The 17,192-nt window shown below is 33.1% G+C and carries 15 protein-coding genes and 1 riboswitch; of the genes, 9 read left to right on the plus strand and 6 right to left on the minus strand.

Translation table 11 applies throughout. The features are described 5' to 3' along the window. The first annotated feature begins 218 nt into the window (after positions 1 to 218). From ACSBO6_RS03920 to modA, 8 genes are all read left to right on the plus strand, one after another. Complete coding sequence (locus ACSBO6_RS03920) at positions 219 to 1,052, plus strand: DMT family transporter (RefSeq protein WP_098843877.1); 834 nt, start codon at positions 219 to 221, stop codon at positions 1,050 to 1,052. An 11-nt stretch (positions 1,053 to 1,063) separates the two neighbouring features. Next, positions 1,064 to 2,365 (plus strand): helix-turn-helix domain-containing protein, encoded by a 1,302-nt coding sequence (locus ACSBO6_RS03925; protein ID WP_098843878.1) that lies wholly within the window; start codon positions 1,064 to 1,066, stop codon positions 2,363 to 2,365. A gap of 135 nt (positions 2,366 to 2,500) precedes the next feature. Continuing rightward, positions 2,501 to 3,730 carry a Zn-dependent hydrolase gene (locus ACSBO6_RS03930; RefSeq protein ID WP_098843879.1) on the plus strand — a complete coding sequence of 410 codons (1,230 nt, stop codon included), beginning with the start codon at positions 2,501 to 2,503 and terminating at the stop codon, positions 3,728 to 3,730. Positions 3,731 to 3,744: 14 nt separating this feature from the next. Continuing rightward, entirely contained in the window at positions 3,745 to 4,920 is a 1,176-nt protein-coding gene (locus ACSBO6_RS03935; protein ID WP_098843880.1) for a M20 family metallopeptidase, read from the plus strand. Between the two features lie 109 nt (positions 4,921 to 5,029). Further along, on the plus strand, positions 5,030 to 5,224 hold the full coding sequence (locus ACSBO6_RS03940) for a DUF3311 domain-containing protein (protein WP_098843881.1): 195 nt from the start codon (positions 5,030 to 5,032) through the stop codon (positions 5,222 to 5,224). 1 nt (position 5,225) lies between these two features. Further along, positions 5,226 to 6,698 carry a sodium:solute symporter family protein gene (locus ACSBO6_RS03945; protein WP_098843882.1) on the plus strand — a complete coding sequence of 491 codons (1,473 nt, stop codon included), beginning with the start codon at positions 5,226 to 5,228 and terminating at the stop codon, positions 6,696 to 6,698. Between the two features lie 519 nt (positions 6,699 to 7,217). After that, complete coding sequence (locus ACSBO6_RS03950) at positions 7,218 to 7,523, plus strand: LysR family transcriptional regulator (protein ID WP_098843883.1); 306 nt, start codon at positions 7,218 to 7,220, stop codon at positions 7,521 to 7,523. A gap of 209 nt (positions 7,524 to 7,732) precedes the next feature. After that, positions 7,733 to 8,545 carry a molybdate ABC transporter substrate-binding protein gene (gene modA / locus ACSBO6_RS03955; RefSeq protein WP_498844196.1) on the plus strand — a complete coding sequence of 271 codons (813 nt, stop codon included), beginning with the start codon at positions 7,733 to 7,735 and terminating at the stop codon, positions 8,543 to 8,545. Positions 8,546 to 8,803: 258 nt separating this feature from the next. Here the strand turns inward: modA and ACSBO6_RS03960 are convergent, their stop codons facing one another. From ACSBO6_RS03960 to ACSBO6_RS03985, 6 genes are all read right to left on the minus strand, one after another. Continuing rightward, a complete protein-coding gene (locus ACSBO6_RS03960) occupies positions 8,804 to 9,268 on the minus strand; it encodes a hypothetical protein (protein ID WP_498844197.1) in 465 nt (154 codons plus the stop codon). A gap of 189 nt (positions 9,269 to 9,457) precedes the next feature. After that, positions 9,458 to 9,883 carry a hypothetical protein gene (locus ACSBO6_RS03965; RefSeq protein ID WP_498844198.1) on the minus strand — a complete coding sequence of 142 codons (426 nt, stop codon included), beginning with the start codon at positions 9,881 to 9,883 and terminating at the stop codon, positions 9,458 to 9,460. Further along, complete coding sequence (locus ACSBO6_RS03970; protein WP_498844199.1) at positions 9,855 to 11,051, minus strand: MFS transporter; 1,197 nt, start codon at positions 11,049 to 11,051, stop codon at positions 9,855 to 9,857. Before ACSBO6_RS03970 ends, ACSBO6_RS03965 begins: the two co-directional genes overlap by 29 nt. Then, positions 11,044 to 11,685 carry a dienelactone hydrolase family protein gene (locus ACSBO6_RS03975; RefSeq protein WP_498844200.1) on the minus strand — a complete coding sequence of 214 codons (642 nt, stop codon included), beginning with the start codon at positions 11,683 to 11,685 and terminating at the stop codon, positions 11,044 to 11,046. The genes ACSBO6_RS03970 and ACSBO6_RS03975 overlap by 8 nt, the downstream gene beginning before the upstream one ends. 113 nt (positions 11,686 to 11,798) lie before the next feature. Further along, positions 11,799 to 13,055: a cytochrome P450 gene (locus ACSBO6_RS03980; protein WP_098843889.1), complete on the minus strand. Its 1,257-nt coding sequence runs from the start codon at positions 13,053 to 13,055 to the stop codon at positions 11,799 to 11,801. A 14-nt stretch (positions 13,056 to 13,069) separates the two neighbouring features. Then, a complete protein-coding gene (locus ACSBO6_RS03985; protein ID WP_498844201.1) occupies positions 13,070 to 14,302 on the minus strand; it encodes an HD domain-containing protein in 1,233 nt (410 codons plus the stop codon). A 270-nt stretch (positions 14,303 to 14,572) separates the two neighbouring features. Beyond that, positions 14,573 to 14,674, minus strand: a riboswitch (purine riboswitch). Positions 14,675 to 15,041: 367 nt separating this feature from the next. Here ACSBO6_RS03985 and ACSBO6_RS03990 point away from each other — a divergent pair. Beyond that, on the plus strand, positions 15,042 to 17,021 hold the full coding sequence (locus tag ACSBO6_RS03990; RefSeq protein ID WP_498844202.1) for an acetoacetate--CoA ligase: 1,980 nt from the start codon (positions 15,042 to 15,044) through the stop codon (positions 17,019 to 17,021). The last annotated feature ends 171 nt before the right edge of the window (positions 17,022 to 17,192 follow it).

The following is a 17,192-nucleotide window of genomic DNA, read 5'->3' on the forward strand; positions in this document are numbered from 1 at the left end:
AACCTTATTAAGTTGATTCTCTAATAAAATAGTATTTTAGGTTTCTATCAAATGATGTCAGAATAGTCTATAATTGTGGTCATAACCTGAATTAGACCGTAAATGATGAAAAATCAGTATGAGGATTCCTGATGAGTATCGTGGAGTTTTATACTATCAAATTATGAAGGAGGTTCTCACATTTAAACAGATAATCAACTAGAGAGAGGAGAAAATATATGTTTTTTCTTGCATTAATCAGTTCTTTTTTGAATGCAGTGAATGCGTTGTATGCAAAAAAAATAACCATGCAAATGAAGGATAATAATAGCTTTATTGTAACATCTTTTTTAGTAGTCACCATTTTGTTAGGCTGCGTAATGCCGTGGTATTATTCCTTTTCTGTTACTCCAGTTACAATAGGTTTACTAATCATTGTGATTATTTTAGATGCATTGTCTAATGTAACATTTTTCTTAGCGCTAGGACGAATAGAAGTATCTCAACTAGCAGTGTACACTGCGTTGACTCCATTATTTACGTTTATTCCAAATAGTATATTGCACGGATTCGATCTACATATCTTAATTCCAGTCTTGCTTATTGTGCTTGGTGTATATTTTCTAAATGTAAAAGGTAGAAACATGTTATCTCCATTAGTAGAAATAAAAAAACCAGGGAATTTATTAGGGGTTGCGGCTGCAGTTTCAGCGGGACTCAGCATGGTTCCTACTCAACAACTGCTCGTTCATCAATGGATAAATGCTCCTACACTTTACTTTTTCAGAGCGAGTGGGATTGCTTTAATTATCTATTTAATCCATCGTCCGAAAATTTGGTATCCTAAATTGAATATGCATCTTTCGATTCGTGGGGTGCTTGCGATTTCACAATGGATCGCATTGTTTGCAGCTTTAAAGATTGCTAATGGGACTTTAGTTGTAGCTTTAGCTTATACTTCACCAATATTTGCGTTGTTTTTAGCAAGAATTTATTATAAAGAAAAAATTACAGCAGCTAAGTTGATTGCCTGCTGCATTACCATTTTAGGAATTTTATTTATTTTAGAGTAGTGGAGGAAAAGATGAAAAAAATTCGTTTAGGTTTACTTGGATCTGATGATTCGATTGACGTTATTCAATCTGTCATAAAGGAATACCCTGAATTTGAATGTACGTCTATCATTTATTGGAGAGAAGAGGAAATACCAGATCTTTTAAGTCCTATTGCAAATGATTTTGATATTTGGCTATTTTCGGGCAAGGTCCCTTATGCTATAGCCAAAAGCTGGGGTGGAATTACAAAACCGATGTTTTTTACGCCCCACACTGGACCGAGTTTATATAAAACTTTGTTACAAATATTCTATCATAACCAGATTGCCATGGAGCAAATCAGCTTTGATAACTTCCATTATGATGAACTTAAAAGCATATTAGATGAAGCGGAGATTAAAGCTGATCAGTTGTTTTTGAAATATTATGAAGGAGAAGTTGATGCAGATGAACTTGCCGGATACCACTATGAGTTATGGAAAAGTGGGAAAACACAAGCAGCAGTTACCTGTCTTCGATCGGCACATATTGAACTAGAGAAGATGGGTGTCCCGGTTTATCGTGTACTTCCTGCGAAGTCTGCTATTGAGTCTGTACTAAATTTAGCACTCCGAACTTTTGAGATGTTACACTTTAAAGAAAGTCAAATTGCCGTTCAAATGATTGAGGTTGACTCTTATTTTGGACTGGCGAAGGATACTTTTTCGACTGATGAAATTTACAAAAAAGAAATTAAAATGGCTGAGAAGCTTCTCGTTTACGCCAAAAAAGTTCAAGGGTCACTAAAATCTGCTGGTCCCGGTAGATATGTCATTTTTACAACCCGAGGACTTTTACAGGATATAACGAATGAATTTTCTTTTATACCGAATTTTAAAGATCTTGAAGAATTAAAGAAAGAAGTCATTACTTGTGGAATTGGAATCGGTAAAACGGCTTACGAAGCAGAAATTCATGCAGGAAGAGCATTATTTCATGCTAAAGAATATGGAAAAGGAAGTTGGATGGTTGCTCTTGATAATCAGACGATTGCGGGTCCATTGGGAAGAGAGGAACAAATTACATATTCTTATGTCTCAAAAGAACTACAAAAAATAAGCGAACAAACATCTTTAAGTATTTCGACACTTAGTAAACTAGAATCTATTCTTAAAAAAATAGGAAAGAGTGAAATTGGGGCTCACGAGCTAGCACAATATATGCAAATCATGCCGAGAAGCGCGCGTAGAATTTTAAAAGAATTAGAGGAACAAGGAATTGCTCAAGTTATTGGAGAGGAAACACCTTTTTCTCGTGGAAGACCTAGAAACATTTATAAAATAAGCCTTTGACAAGTGATCAAAGGTTTTTTTGTTTTTTATATAATATTCTGAATATTATTACTTAACAAATTAAATAATTGATGATATAGTTATGGTCATAGCCATAAATAGACCTAAAATAAAATATATTTAGTAGGAGGAAAAATGATTAATCAGGATAGATTGTGGAAACACCTTTTGGAATTAGGGTCCATAGGAAAACAAGATTCTGGTGGAATTACGCGTTTGTCCTTTACAGATTATGAGAGAAAAGCTAAGGAATTAGTTACTTCCTATATGGTTGAAGCAGGGTTAAAAGTCTACGAAGATACCGTTGGAAATCTTATTGGACGTAAAGAAGGGACTAATCCAAACGCACCAGTTGTACTTGTAGGCTCACATATTGATTCTGTATATAATGGCGGAAATTTTGACGGACCACTTGGCGTTCTCTCGGGGATTGAAATTCTCCAGACGATGAATGAGCAGAAAATCACAACAACTCATCCAATTGAAGTGATTGTATTTACAGATGAAGAAGGAGCAAGATTTAGCTTTGGAATGATTGGAAGTCGGGGAATTGCTGGAACGCTCAGCTTAGAAGATCTTCAAAATAAGGATCAACAAGGGATTACCATAGCACAAGCGATGAGCGAGGCAGGATATGATCCACTTTTAATTGAACAGTCAGTCAGACCTAAGGGATCAGTAAAAGCCTATGTAGAACTACATATTGAACAAGGAAAAGTGCTTGAAAATGGTAATTTATCAGTAGGAATTGTTACAGGAATCGCTGGCCCGTTATGGCTTAAATTCACAATTGAAGGTAAAGCAGGACATGCAGGGACAACTCCAATGAATGACCGTAACGATGCTTTAGTTGCTGCATCCGGGATTGTTCAACTCATAGAAACTGAATCAACTAAGACAGTATCAACAGTAGGAACAGTTGGTCAATTGCAACTATTTCCTGGAGGAATAAATATTATTCCTGGGAAGGTTGAATTTACCTTGGATCTACGAGATGTTAACGAAGCAGTTCGAGATGAGGTTGAAAATCGAATTGTAGAAGAAGCAAGAATTTTATGTGAGCAACGTGGTGTAGGATTAGAAATTGAAGTTCTACAACGTATTAAACCAACATTATGCTCGAGTGAAATTCAAGATATTGCAAAATTGGCTAGTGAAAAGATTGGTGTGGAACCATTTTTTATCCCAAGTGGAGCTGGGCACGATTGCATGCAGCTGACAAGTCTATGTCCTATAGGGATGCTTTTTATCCGTTCAAAAGATGGAATAAGTCATCATCCTGCTGAATGGAGTTCAAAGGAAGATTGTACAGACGGTGCGAATGTACTTTATCATACTGTACTTCAATTATCTAATAATGAATAGAGGGAGTTACAATTATGCAAACAATATCTTTAGATCGTTTAGTAGAGCAAACAAAAGAAGAAGTAATTAAGTGGAGAAGGCATTTCCATCAGTATCCGGAGTTATCTTTTCACGAAGAAAAAACAGCTCAATATGTGTATGATACACTTCAAACTTTCGAGAATTTAGAGATATCTCGTCCGACAAAGACGAGTGTTATGGCTCGTCTGATTGGTTCAACGCCTGGCAAGGTTTTAGCAATTCGAGCAGATATGGATGCTTTACCCATTGAGGAAGAAAACACTTTTGAATTTGCCTCAACAAATCCAGGTGTAATGCATGCTTGTGGACACGATGGTCATACAGCAATGCTTCTTGGCACAGCGAAAATCCTATCTAGTTTAAAAGATCAGATTAAAGGTGAAGTTCGATTTTTGTTTCAACACGCTGAAGAGTTGAACCCTGGTGGTGCAGAGGAAATGGTACAAGCAGGAGTTATGGACGGAGTAGACATGATAATTGGTGCACATCTTTGGGCTCCTATGAAACTAGGTACAGTAGGTGTTGTATATGGCCCGATGATGGCTGCTCCGGATACATTCTATATTACCGTTGAAGGTAAGGGTGGACATGCGGCACTTCCTCATGACACGATTGATTCGATTGCTATAGCTTCTCAAGTTGTAACGAATCTTCAACATATCGTTTCTAGAAATACTGATCCGCTTGATAATCTAGTCGTTTCTGTTACCAAGTTTATTGGAGGTACAACTCATAACGTAATCCCAGGTTCAGTAGAAATCTGTGGAACTGTCCGTAGTTTCAACGCTGACCTTAGAAAATCGGTGCCTGAACTGATGGAACGAGTTATAAAAGGAATAACTGAGGCTCATGGTGCACAATACAAATTTGAATATGAGTTTGGATATCGACCTGTTATAAACGATGAGCAAATTACGAAAGCTATTGAAGAAACCGTTCTAGAAGTATTTGATGAAAAGACTCTTGACCTTATGAAACCAAACATGGGTGGTGAAGATTTCTCTGCATTCCAACAAAAGGCACCGGGCACTTTCTTCTATGTGGGGGCAGGAAACAAAGAAAAAGACATTATTTATCCACATCATCATGCTCGTTTTACAATAGACGAGGACGCTTTGGCAATTGGTGTAAACTTATTCGTTCATGCTACATTTAAGCTTTTAGATTAATAGACTGATGGTTAAGTAGATCCTTAATTACAAGGATCTGCTTAATCTAAAAAACGTTTTCTGAATATTTAAACTAATAAAAATTTAAATTGAAAGTGGGGAACAATTTTTGAAAATCTATCATTTATTAGCACTTATTCCATTTGTTGCTATTCTAGGCTTTTCATCTTGGGCAAACCATGTTGAGCCATTTGTATTAGGAATGCCTTTTCTACTGTTTTGGGTTGTATTATGGACGGTTTTATCAACACCAGTTATGTGGATTATCTTTAAACTAGATTCGGCGAATAAGGGGGACAGTTAAGATGAATAGTGCATTAATTATCATTTTTCTTTTTCTTGCAATATCGATATTTCTAGGGGTACAAGCTAGAAAAGGTAAAGACATGAATCTTGAGCAATGGAGTGTTGGAGGAAGAGGATTTGGAACGATTTTCGTGTTCCTCTTAATGGCTGGTGAAATCTATACTACCTTTACGTTCTTAGGTGGAAGTGGCTGGGCGTATGGAAAAGGAGGTCCAACCTACTATATCACTGCTTATGGTGCACTTGCTTATATTATGTCTTATTGGTTGCTTCCAAAAATATGGAAATATGCTAAAGAAAATAAGTTAATGTCACAGCCGGACTTTTTCGCAAGTAAATACAAAAGTAAGGCCCTTGGCGTTTTAGTTTCACTAGTTGGTGTAGCTGCTGTAATTCCCTACTTAGTTCTACAATTAAAAGGATTAGGAAGCATCGTTTCGGAGGCTTCATATGGAATGATCTCACCAACATTTGCGATTTGGATCGGTGCTATTTCGGTAACTATTTATGTCATGATATCTGGTATCCATGGATCAGCATGGACTGCAGCGTTAAAGGACATTATGATTCTTGGTGTTGTTCTTTTTCTAGGAATCTATTTACCTTATCATTATTATGGTGGATTCCAAGCGATGTTTGAAGCAGTTGATCAAGCGAAACCAGGTTTTCTAAATCTGCCAAAAGAGGGATTAAGTGTATCCTGGTTTAATTCTACAGTTCTTCTAACAGCTTTAGGTTTTTATATGTGGCCACATACTTTTGGCTCAGTCTATTCAGCTAAAAGTGAAAACGTATTTCGTAAAAATGCTATTATCATGCCTTTATACCAACTTGTGCTGCTTTTTGTATTTTTCGTTGGATTTGCGGCAATTCTTCAAGTTCCTGGGCTACAAGGTGCGGATGCAGATCTGTCTTTATTAAAGTTAAGTAAAGCAACTTTTAACCCATGGTTTGTTGGAATCATTGGTGGAGCAGGCGTATTGACAGCAATCGTGCCAGGCTCGATGATCCTAATGGCATCTGCTACTTTAATATCAAAAAATATTTATAAAGTGTTTGTTCCATCTGCTACAGAAAAGCAGGTTGCAGTTTTAGCGAAATACCTTGTTCCTGTAGTTGCCTTATTCGCAGTTTTTTTCACATTTAATGGTGGAACAACATTAGTAACATTACTTTTAATGGGTTACAGTCTAGTTACTCAATTGTTCCCAACACTAGTCTTTAGTTTAATGAAAAAGAACTTTGTAACGAAACAAGGCGCATTCGCTGGTATTTTAACTGGAGTTGCAACAGTTACTTATGTCACTATAAGTAATACAACAATCGGATCTTTATTCCCAACACTGCCTCAATATATTAAAGATTTGAATATCGGTGTTATTGGTTTAGTTGTCAACCTTGTATTTTTAGTTGTTGTTAGTTTAATTACTAAAAATGTATCGGTTCAAAGTAAAAAAGAAATTGTAGCTTAAATAGAATTATGTACTAACAAATATCCCTAGGGTTGATTATTTTAATCAACCTCTATTTTTTTATGAGCTTTTATCTAAATTCCCCCAAATGCAAATTTATAGTTAGAAAGACTTAAAGAGTAGACAAATCCAAACTAAACCGCCATTTATAGGTGGTTTTTCTATTTGAGTAAAATAATATTGGCCTATTTAACATAGATTTCTCCAGAAAAATTGGTTAATAAACGGGAAAACCCAATAAAATCAAGGCTAAAATAACCCAAGTTTAAATCAAAGGGAAATCAATTTAAAATGTAGAATTTTTCATTATTAGAGTTGGAATCATTTGAATTTGGTCAGTTGGTTTTTTGGAAGAAGTTAGCATCAGTAATATAAACGATTTGATTTATCAGTGAAAAATTAGCATTTAAATAAAAAAACCAATGTTGATACTTTTTTTCAAAATTAAAATGACATCAACAATTAATAAAATAAAACTAGGACAGGAATAGCAACATCTTAGAGTATGGGGGGATCAAGTTGCATATTAAACAATTAAGTCATCTTTGTGAAGTTTTAGAGAGTGGTTCCTTTACGATTGCAGCGCAGAAGTCTTTAATTAATGAAGCTGACATGAAAGAATCAATCAATAGTTTAGAAATTGAATTTGGCATAAAGCTAATTGAGTGTGACGACGAATTTAAAGTAGTGCCTTCATTTGAATGCTTACAAATTATTACGCATATAAAGGAAATCGTAAGGAATTGTAGAGAAATTGACGAAGAAATTAAATCCTTACATAAGAAATCTTCTGTAAATACAATGTATGATGTGGGACTGCTTTGATCCTAAATAGTAAAGTATTTTAAATGTAGGACCAAATCATAATAGGTTTGGTCTTTTTGGAATGACTTTTATTTTTCAATAAAGTATCAGTAGCCTTCTCATATCTAATTTAATCTTTATATCTTTACGTCCTAAATCTTTCTTATTTATTTATAACTAAATATAATTAGATATAATTAGTTATTTTTTTTAAGAAAGGTAGATGAATAATGAAAAAACGTTATTCTTTATTTTTATTGATAACAATGTTGTTAGGACTATTCGTATCTGGATGTTCAACAAATGAACAAGCTACAAAGCCAACAGGCAAAAAACAAGAAACTGTTAAAAAGAATGTGGAATTGACAATCTCAGCAGCAGCTAGTTTACAGGATGCACTAAATGATATTAAAGCAAACTTTGAAAAGGCTAACCCTAATGTGAAAATAAACTATAACTTTGGAGCATCAGGAGCATTGCAACAACAAATTTCTCAAGGAGCACCGGTCGATCTTTTCTTCTCGGCTGCAGAGGACAAATTTAATAATTTAGTACAAGATGGTCTTATTGATAAGAGCCAAGGTAAAAATGTAGTTGGGAATGAACTTGTATTAGTTGTACCAAAAAATAAAAATAAAGATATTAATTCTTTTGAAGATCTTACAAAAGCAGACAAAATTTCTATCGGGACGCCAGAAGCGGTACCAGCAGGACAATATGGTAAAGAAACATTGAAAAATTTAAATGTTTGGAAAGCGATTGAAGGAAAAGTAGTATATGGTAAGGATGTTAGACAAGTACTTTCTTATGTAGAAACAAATAATGTAGACGCAGGGATTGTTTATAAAACAGATGCGCTAACATCTACAAAAGTAAAGATTGTAGCAACAGCCCCTGAAAATACGCATGATCCAATCATTTATCCATTAGGCGTATTAAAGAATAGCAAGCAATCTAAAGAAGCTAAAAAGTTCTATGAATATCTTCAAAATGACGAGTCTATGAAGATATTAGAGAAGTATGGGTTTAAAGGACTAAATTAACTTACATTAGCTGACTGAAGTTTTTAGGAATGAGCCGATTAAATAATTGGCTCATTTTTCATTTTGGAATCTTGAATGAAATTTAATGTAAATGATTTGTTTGTTCTGTATAAAGAACAGTTATGAAGATTTGTTCATGTTTGTTTAGAAGGGGAAAATTTAAAGAGCGGGCTACTATTTAAAGTTTGCCAGAAAAAATTGTATCAAATAAAACTCTTTATAAGCTAAAGGAAAAATAGAATGCCGAATAATGTTAAACTAGTGAGTGTATTCCTTTATTGATATATTGAAGAGTTTTCGGTCTCTTTTGCCTTTTTGACCAATTAGCCAATACCAACTCTGTCCAATATAAAAAGAGTTAGATACAAGTTGTTCAATATACTTTGAAATAATTCCATTGATTTTTTCTTTTTCAATTTTATTTTTTATAGACAAGGCAATGACAAAATAGGATTTATCACTTTCAAATTCCAGTAATTGAAGATGATATCTGCCACCTTTTTTTTCATTAAAATCATTTAATACGTGATCTATACAGTCTCTGACATCAATGTTATATTTAGCTGCATCGCTCCAATTTGATATGAGAGAGTCATATAACGAAACTGTTAGGATGTAATATGATGCATAGTCCTTAGGATTAAATTTTTGATTCTCATCCTTAAATTGATATAAAGGTGGAACAACAAATTTTTCATAATCAGCAAAAAAATCTTCAGTCATGTTTTTACCTACTTTCTAGTTAGAACAAAAGTTTACTATATCGAATATAAAATATAGTTTTTCCTATTCTTTCCAAAAATAGACACGAGGAAAATGTATAAGATTTTTATAAAAAGCAGAGTTAAAAAAATTCAACTCTGCTTTTTGTTTTAATCGGATAGACAATGGATTTTTTTAATCTAATTAGTTTTATAGAATTTGAATCGAGAATACTAGGGAGGTAAAATCACCGTTCGCAAAAGCATCATTACAACTGTAGACCATGAAATCTTTCTCCTTTTTCATTCTCATACCAGAATGGAAATCATGGAAGCCCACCATTCGTTCTTCTTCCCATACATTAAAAACATTTAAAAAGCCCCTAGAACATTTTAAAATCAGTTCTGATTGAATTTCATTCCCCCATATAATGATTGTTTTTTGTTTTGGGGCATTGTTGATTGATATACCATTTTCTGAAATAAATCCGACACCTTGATTTCTAGGGGAATTTAAACTCAAAAATTTCAACTTAATCTCTTTTTCTTCATTCATTTGAAATACTTCTGTATGAATTGTTTCATCAGATTTTAAAGACTTGTTCGTACTATATACTTTTTCTTTTACTAGTAACATTTTCACTTATCTCTCCTGTTAAGTTATTTTGATCCCCTAATGTTAATTTCAAAAAGTAACACAGTCCTAAACAAGGGACACAGACTAATGCCATACCTAAAAAAGTAAAAGATGGAGATATAGAGTAGAGGTAGCCACTGACTAAAGTCAAAATCCCGCTACCTAAACTTAAGCCTAGAGCTGCATAAATTCCATGAGCAAAGGGGAAGTACTTATTTTCTATGTTTTCATCTAAATATTTCACAAAGGCATATTGAGTGAGCCCAAAAGTAATTGAATGTAAAAGTTGAGACAATACAAAAACAGAAATGCTGTTAAAAGAAGAAATCAATACCCATCTTAAGATAGAAGCACTTACACTAAACATTAATAAAGCTGGAACAGAGCGTCTTTTAAATAGAAAGTCAGATACATAGAAGAAAGCAATTTCTGATAGTACAGCAATGATTAAGATGAATCCTGTAAAACTAGTTTTCACCCCTATATTTTTCAAAAAAAGCACAGCATAACTATAATATGCTGCATGTGCAGCTTGAAGGGTAATGCAGATTGTTAATACGATTAAAAATGATTTTGATTTAAATAACTTAAACAACGGAACTTTCTTTGATGTTATTTTTGTCCTTAAAGGTATAGGCGCACGAATGGATGTAATAAAAGTAAGTAGAACACATCCAATCATCAAAAAGTAAATAACTACATTCTCACTTTTTAAAGATATGAGTATTCCAGTTAATGATAGAGAAATAATATAGCCGATCGAACCATATGACCTACTCTTTCCATACTCTATTTTGCTTTCTCTAATAAGGATAGATGCCATAGCCTCATACATAGCTAAAGGCATTGGATAAACAAGGCTTAGTAAAACCGTAATGAAAGCTACAGCAATTAAACTATTAAACGGAATTAATATGATTAATAACATAACAGAAATTAAGGAAACTACTTGATTTAATCTTGCTAAGTTTAAATATCTACTTATAAATGGAAAAATAAAAAAGGTTGTAAATGATCTTGTTATTAGTCCTAAAGCAATGATAAGTCCAGCCTCATCTGCTGTAAAACCTTTGCTTGTTGTTAGCCAAGCAGACCAATATGGCACGAAGATCCCAAAAGTGAAGAAAAATCCAAAAAACTGTAAAGACATCCATCTTTGACTAGTCATTTGATTCCTCCCATTTCGGAAGAATTAGTTTTTGATGATTTTGTTTTATCATAAAATCATGAACTTTTTGAAAACTGTATTTAGTAGAATCCTGATCGTAATTAGAAGTTGATGGATCGGTAAAACCATGACTTCCTTCTATTTTAATGATTTGAACCTTATCTTTTGTTTTCAATTTAGTGACGACAATTTCTGGATCAAATGATTTTTCTTTCGTTGGGAAAATTAGTAAGGTCTCACATTTTGGACTAACTCCCAAGTAGTCCCTAATCCTCGAACCATAAAATCCAATTACTCCATTAAATAATCCCTCATATTTACTGCATAGCCATGCAATCGTTGCACCAACACTAAAACCTAAAATATACAAATTATTACAGGTAGTTCGAAGTTCTTTAGCAAGAGTGATAATTTTATTGGTAGCTAACTCAAATCCGATTTCCTGAGTAAAATGTTTATAAGCTTTATGTTCATCCTTATAGCAATAGTTCTCTATATTATTTAATAAATTTGGGCATACGACTATAAATCCTAACTTATTTAAACTGTTGCAAATATCTTTTATATGTTTGTTAATTCCATAAATTTCGTGAACTACTATGATGGTAGTATGATGAAACTCGCAATTTTCCAATTTTAAATCACCTCTAACTTAGAAAAAATAGGAATAGAATTTTGTTCTATTCCTATCATTGTGTATCAAAGCCCTAAAAACATTTTGTTATTATATCAAATACCCCATTAATATCAGATTTTTACCTGCATCTGGATCATTCCAGTGAAAGTAGGGTTTGCAGTCCATTCTGGATTTTCTAAATCATACAATGATTCGATCGTTGGAAAACGAGTTATTACTTCCTTAAGTATCTCCATGATCTCTACACGAGCAAAAGCAGCAGCTATACAAGTATGATACCCTCCACCGAAAGCTACGTGACGGAAACCAGTTCGACTTATATCCATTTTTTCAGGATTTGCAAATACTCGCTCGTCACGTCCAGCAGAAGCTAAGAAGAAATAGACAGAATCATTTTTCTTGATTTGCTGCCCGTGTAATTCTATATCATTAGAAGCATGTCTAACAATATATTGGATTGGCCCTTCTAGTCTCATTGTTTCATCTAACACTTTTGGAAGAAGAGACATATCCTTTTTAAGCATTTCTAGAACATTTTGATTCTTAAAAAGAAGATGTAATGTATTACTTAACACGAATTGAGGTATTTTATGTCCACCGAAAATTAAGTGCATTGTTTGAGCAATTAATTGATCATCAGTAAGTTCACCATCCTCGCCAGGAGTCTCAGAGATTAACCTACTTAATAAATCATTTTTCTTTTCTTTTCGTCTTTCCGCAATCGCATCTGAAAGGTATGTCCAAATTTCTCTTACACTTCCTCTAACTTGTTCACTAATTTCTTTACTAGGAACATGAGACACAACGAAATCCTGCATAAATAATGCGATATCATCAGACCACTTAATGAATCGATCAACTTCTTCACCAGGAATTCCTAACATTTTACAAAGAACCATCGCAGGAATAGGGTGTGCGATCTCCTTTACAAAGTCAAATGAACTAATGTTTTTTTCAAGTACTTTATCAACGATTGTAGAAACAATTTTCTGGATTTCTGGTGCAATCAGTTCAATTTCATTAACTAAAAAGGCTCTGTTCATATAGCCTTTTAATTGTGAATGAACTGGTCGATCATTATAGACCATCCAAGTTTTAATGATATCGATTATATCCTTAAAATGTTGATCTTCTCCTTCAGCAAGATTACTCATTTTATTCGGAATTACCTTACTTGAAATAAATTTATCTCCAAGTAAATTTTTGGACACATCCTCATATCTTGTTATAAACCAAGATTGCATTTCTTCATGCCAAAAAACGGGTGCATCATTTCGTAATCTTTCATATAATTCATATCTGTTTTCATAATACTCTTTACTATTTAAACTGAACTGCTCGACAGATTGTTTTACATTTATACTCATGTTATTTCCTCCTGTTATACTACAATTATTTTTTTAGTAGAATTACTTACAAAATCTACAATCTCCATATCACTGAAATGACAAATTACGTCACAAACAAAACGTGAACGCTCAGTATGGTTAGAGATACTAATTAATTTTTGTAGGATTTCCTTATCTAATTTCAACAAAGAATCCGCACTATTTAAGTTAAAAAGATAATCGTAGGTGAACTGTATATTATGAGTAATCTTTTTATCTATTTCTCTGTTAACTTTTCTTTCTAAGAAACATTTCTTTGTAATTTGATTTAATAGAAAAAGTTTTAATTCATTTTCAATTGGAAGATTCAATTTACTATACATTGGTTGTGATTCGTTTATCGTAATCACTAATGTATCGATAAAATCATGAATAATATGTTGCGGTGGTTCTGATCTATACTTTCGGTAATTCTGCAAAATGTCCCTTAGTATATTATTCTTAATATCTTCCATCATTTTTGGAAGGAAATAATGTAATTCAGATCTACTAATTTCAGGGAAAAAAAGCATTGTCTCCTCTAGCATCGCATCTTCTGTAAAATATCTGTTAAGTAATTGAGTAAATCTATTTTCTCCATAAAATAGAATGAGATCTTTAAGATCCGATAGCGCATAAGATAACGTGTCTGCTATGTCTACGATAGATTGCTCAATAACAATTTCCTGATATGTCAAAAATAAAGGTTCTAAATAGTCTGCCATATACTCGTAATAGCCTTTAATTAAACCGTTATATTCTTTTCTAATTAAAGGGATTTTAGTTTTGTATTTCATTAAAGCTGTAAGGGTTCTATATTTAAAATCATCCGAACTATTGACTAAAATTTTAACGCTCTGTGCATTCGATTCAAATCCACCCATTTTTTTCATCATTTCATCTAGCACTCGTTCACCAGAATGTCCAAATGGTGGATGACCAATATCATGAGCTAGACTAATAGCCATTACTAATTCTTTATTTATGGATGTAATGTAATTCTCTCGTAAATAATTGTTAAGACGTTCTATGATTAGGCATGAAATATGACATACGTCAATAGAATGAGACAAACGATTATGGAAATGCTCTGAGTTGGGAATTAACTGTGTTTTTTTTGCTAATTTTTTTAAATGGGGGGATTCTAAAACTGCATTAAAGTCATGTAAGAACGCAATATTAGCTTCTTGCGTTTTTTTGTCAGATAATCTTAGGTGGTCAAAAGTATGATACATGGCCTTATACATATCATTAAACCCCTTCTATAAATTTTTATTTAAGAAAACAATTAAATGACATTAAAAAACCAAGATAAAGTAGGACGTATTCTCCACTAGAGATAAGTCCTACTTTATCTTGGCTTGTAAAAAAGTTGAAATTTTGAAGGTTGACACTATAGTCCTTGAAATAGATGGAATACGTACTTTTAAATATTCTAGATTAATAGAGTATTTATAAGTAAGTTAATCTATACAAAGGTATATAGTGATCCCTATTACATTCAGCTTTTTATACTTATAAAGTAAAGATTACCTCGTAGTCTAATTCTTAACGGGAATTAGGTAGAGACTCCCAGACCATATTTCCGGGTATATACGAGTTATAATATATTTATGGTAAATAATGTTATAATTGGTAATAATAACCTGCAGGATTATCAATTAATATATTACATTTAATCAAATTAAATATCAACACTATCTCTATGAGGATATAGTATGAAGTTTTTTGGCACATTTAAATATTAGTAGTTAAATGTGCAGTATTAAAGAGTGCTTTTAGTTGAATGATGATTTATTTTCGATATTGACAGTCTATTTAGTGTGTAATAGTATAATAGTTAATTTTTAAATATTTAGTATTTTCAGGAAAATAATTAATACATAATGGAAAAATTTTAAGTGATTTTCATGAAAAGGGTTGAACGAGCTATGCGCAGTACTGTGGCATTAAAATAAATAGATTGCTAATTTAGGAGGAGTAATAATGAAAGCGGTTACTGAAGGTGCTTTATTATGGGAACCAACTAGGCAGCAAATTGAAAATGCTGGAGTTAGCCATTTTATGAATTGGCTTGAACATGAAAAAAAACTATTTTTCAATACACAAAGCGAGTTATGGAAATGGTCTGTGGAAGAATTAGAGTCCTTTTGGGAAAGCATTTGGAAATATTGTAATGTCATTTCGCACGCGCCGTACGATCAAGTTCTCAAAGAGAGAAAAATGCCAGGCGCAAAATGGTTTACTGGATCTAAAATAAATTATGCAGAACATGTATTTCGAAATGATCAAGGAGATCAAACTGCATTAATTTTTCAATCAGAAATTACTCCAAAAACAGAAATAAGTTGGAAAGAGCTTAAAGAAAAGACAGGATTAGTAGCAAATTCTTTAAGAGAATTAGGTGTAAAACCTGGTGATCGAGTTGTAGCATATATGCCTAATATCCCTGAAACGATCATTGCTTTTTTAGCTTGTGCAAGCATTGGAGCTATTTGGTCAAGCTGTTCACCAGATTTTGGTACGAGTAGTGTAATTGACCGTTTTAAGCAAATCGAACCGACTATTTTATTTGCGGTGGATGGTTATTCTTATAATGGAAAAGTTCAAAATAGGCTATCAAGCGTTAAAGAGCTACAGTCTGAATTACCTACATTAAAGAAGACAATTTTAGTGCCATATGTGAATTTTGATGAATACAAAATGGAAAGCAATATCGTTTTTTGGAATGAATTATTAGTGGGAAGCAGTGAACTTACTTTTGAAAGTGTTCCTTTTGAACATCCATTATGGATCTTGTTTTCTTCTGGAACAACAGGTTTGCCTAAACCAATTGTACAAAGTCAAGGAGGCATATTAGTTGAGCAACTAAAGACATTAGTAGTTGAACAAGGAATAAATCAGGATGATGTCATTTTTTGGTTTACTACAACTGGCTGGATGATGTGGAATCAATTAGTTGGTGGTTTGTTATCTGGCAGTACGATTTTATTGTATGATGGAAGCCCTTCTTATCCAAGTTTACATATATTATGGGACCTTGCAGAAGAAGTAGGGGTAACATTCTTTGGTACAAGTGCAGGATTTTTAAGCGTGTGTGAGAAGCACGGAATTGAGTTGAAAAATAGACATAGTTTTTCTAAATTAAAGTCTATTTGTTCAACGGGATCTCCACTATCAGTAGAAGGATTTTCCTGGGTTTATGAAAATATAAGAGATGACATTTGGCTTGTTTCAACTAGTGGAGGTACTGATGTTTGTACAGCATTTGTTGGAGGTTCACCTATTCTTCCTGTTTATGCTGGGGAGATTCAAGCTCGTTCATTAGGAGCTCATGTACAATCATTCGATGATGAGGGAAACTCAGTTATTAACGAGGTGGGCGAATTAGTGATTACTTCTCCTATGCCTTCCATGCCACTTTATTTCTGGGGTGATTTTAATAATGAACGTTATCTAGAAAGTTATTTTGAAGTTTATCCAGGTATTTGGAGACATGGAGATTGGATTAAAATTGATGAAAAAGGTAGTTGTATCATATATGGGAGATCAGATTCAACTATAAATAGACAAGGAGTGCGTTTAGGTACTAGTGAAATCTATCGAGTTGTTGAAACGCTTGATGAAGTAATGGAAAGTTTAGTGATTGATTTAGAATTACTTGGCCGTCAGTCATTTATGCCATTATTTGTTGCACTGAAACATGGGGTTGTGTTGACAAATGAATTAAAAGAAAAAATAAAAGTAGAAATTAAGCAGAAGGTTTCTCCGCGATTTGTACCTAATGAAATATATGAAGTGGAGCAAATTCCAAAAACATTGAGTGGAAAAAAATTAGAAGTTCCAATTCGTAAAATATTATTAGGATTTTCTCCTGAAAAAGTAGTCAACAAAGGTTCGATGGCTAATCCAGAGTCATTAAAGTTTTTTATCGATTTGGCACAAGTTTTAAATGAACAAAATTGAAAAAGTCTAGAACGTTATCTTTATTATGAGATAGCGTTTTTTTCTCTATTATGATTGATTGTTGATTTTATTATGAAACTTACTGACAGGATAGCTGCATAGGGTTATAATAGCACCGTCGATATATTCCAAGAAAAGATCAAAATTTGTTATCGTTTAAATATGATTTTT

It is taken from the genome of Bacillus sp. AL-1R, from assembly GCF_052180195.1.
In the GTDB taxonomy this organism is placed as follows: Bacteria; Bacillota; Bacilli; order Bacillales; family Bacillaceae_G; genus Gottfriedia.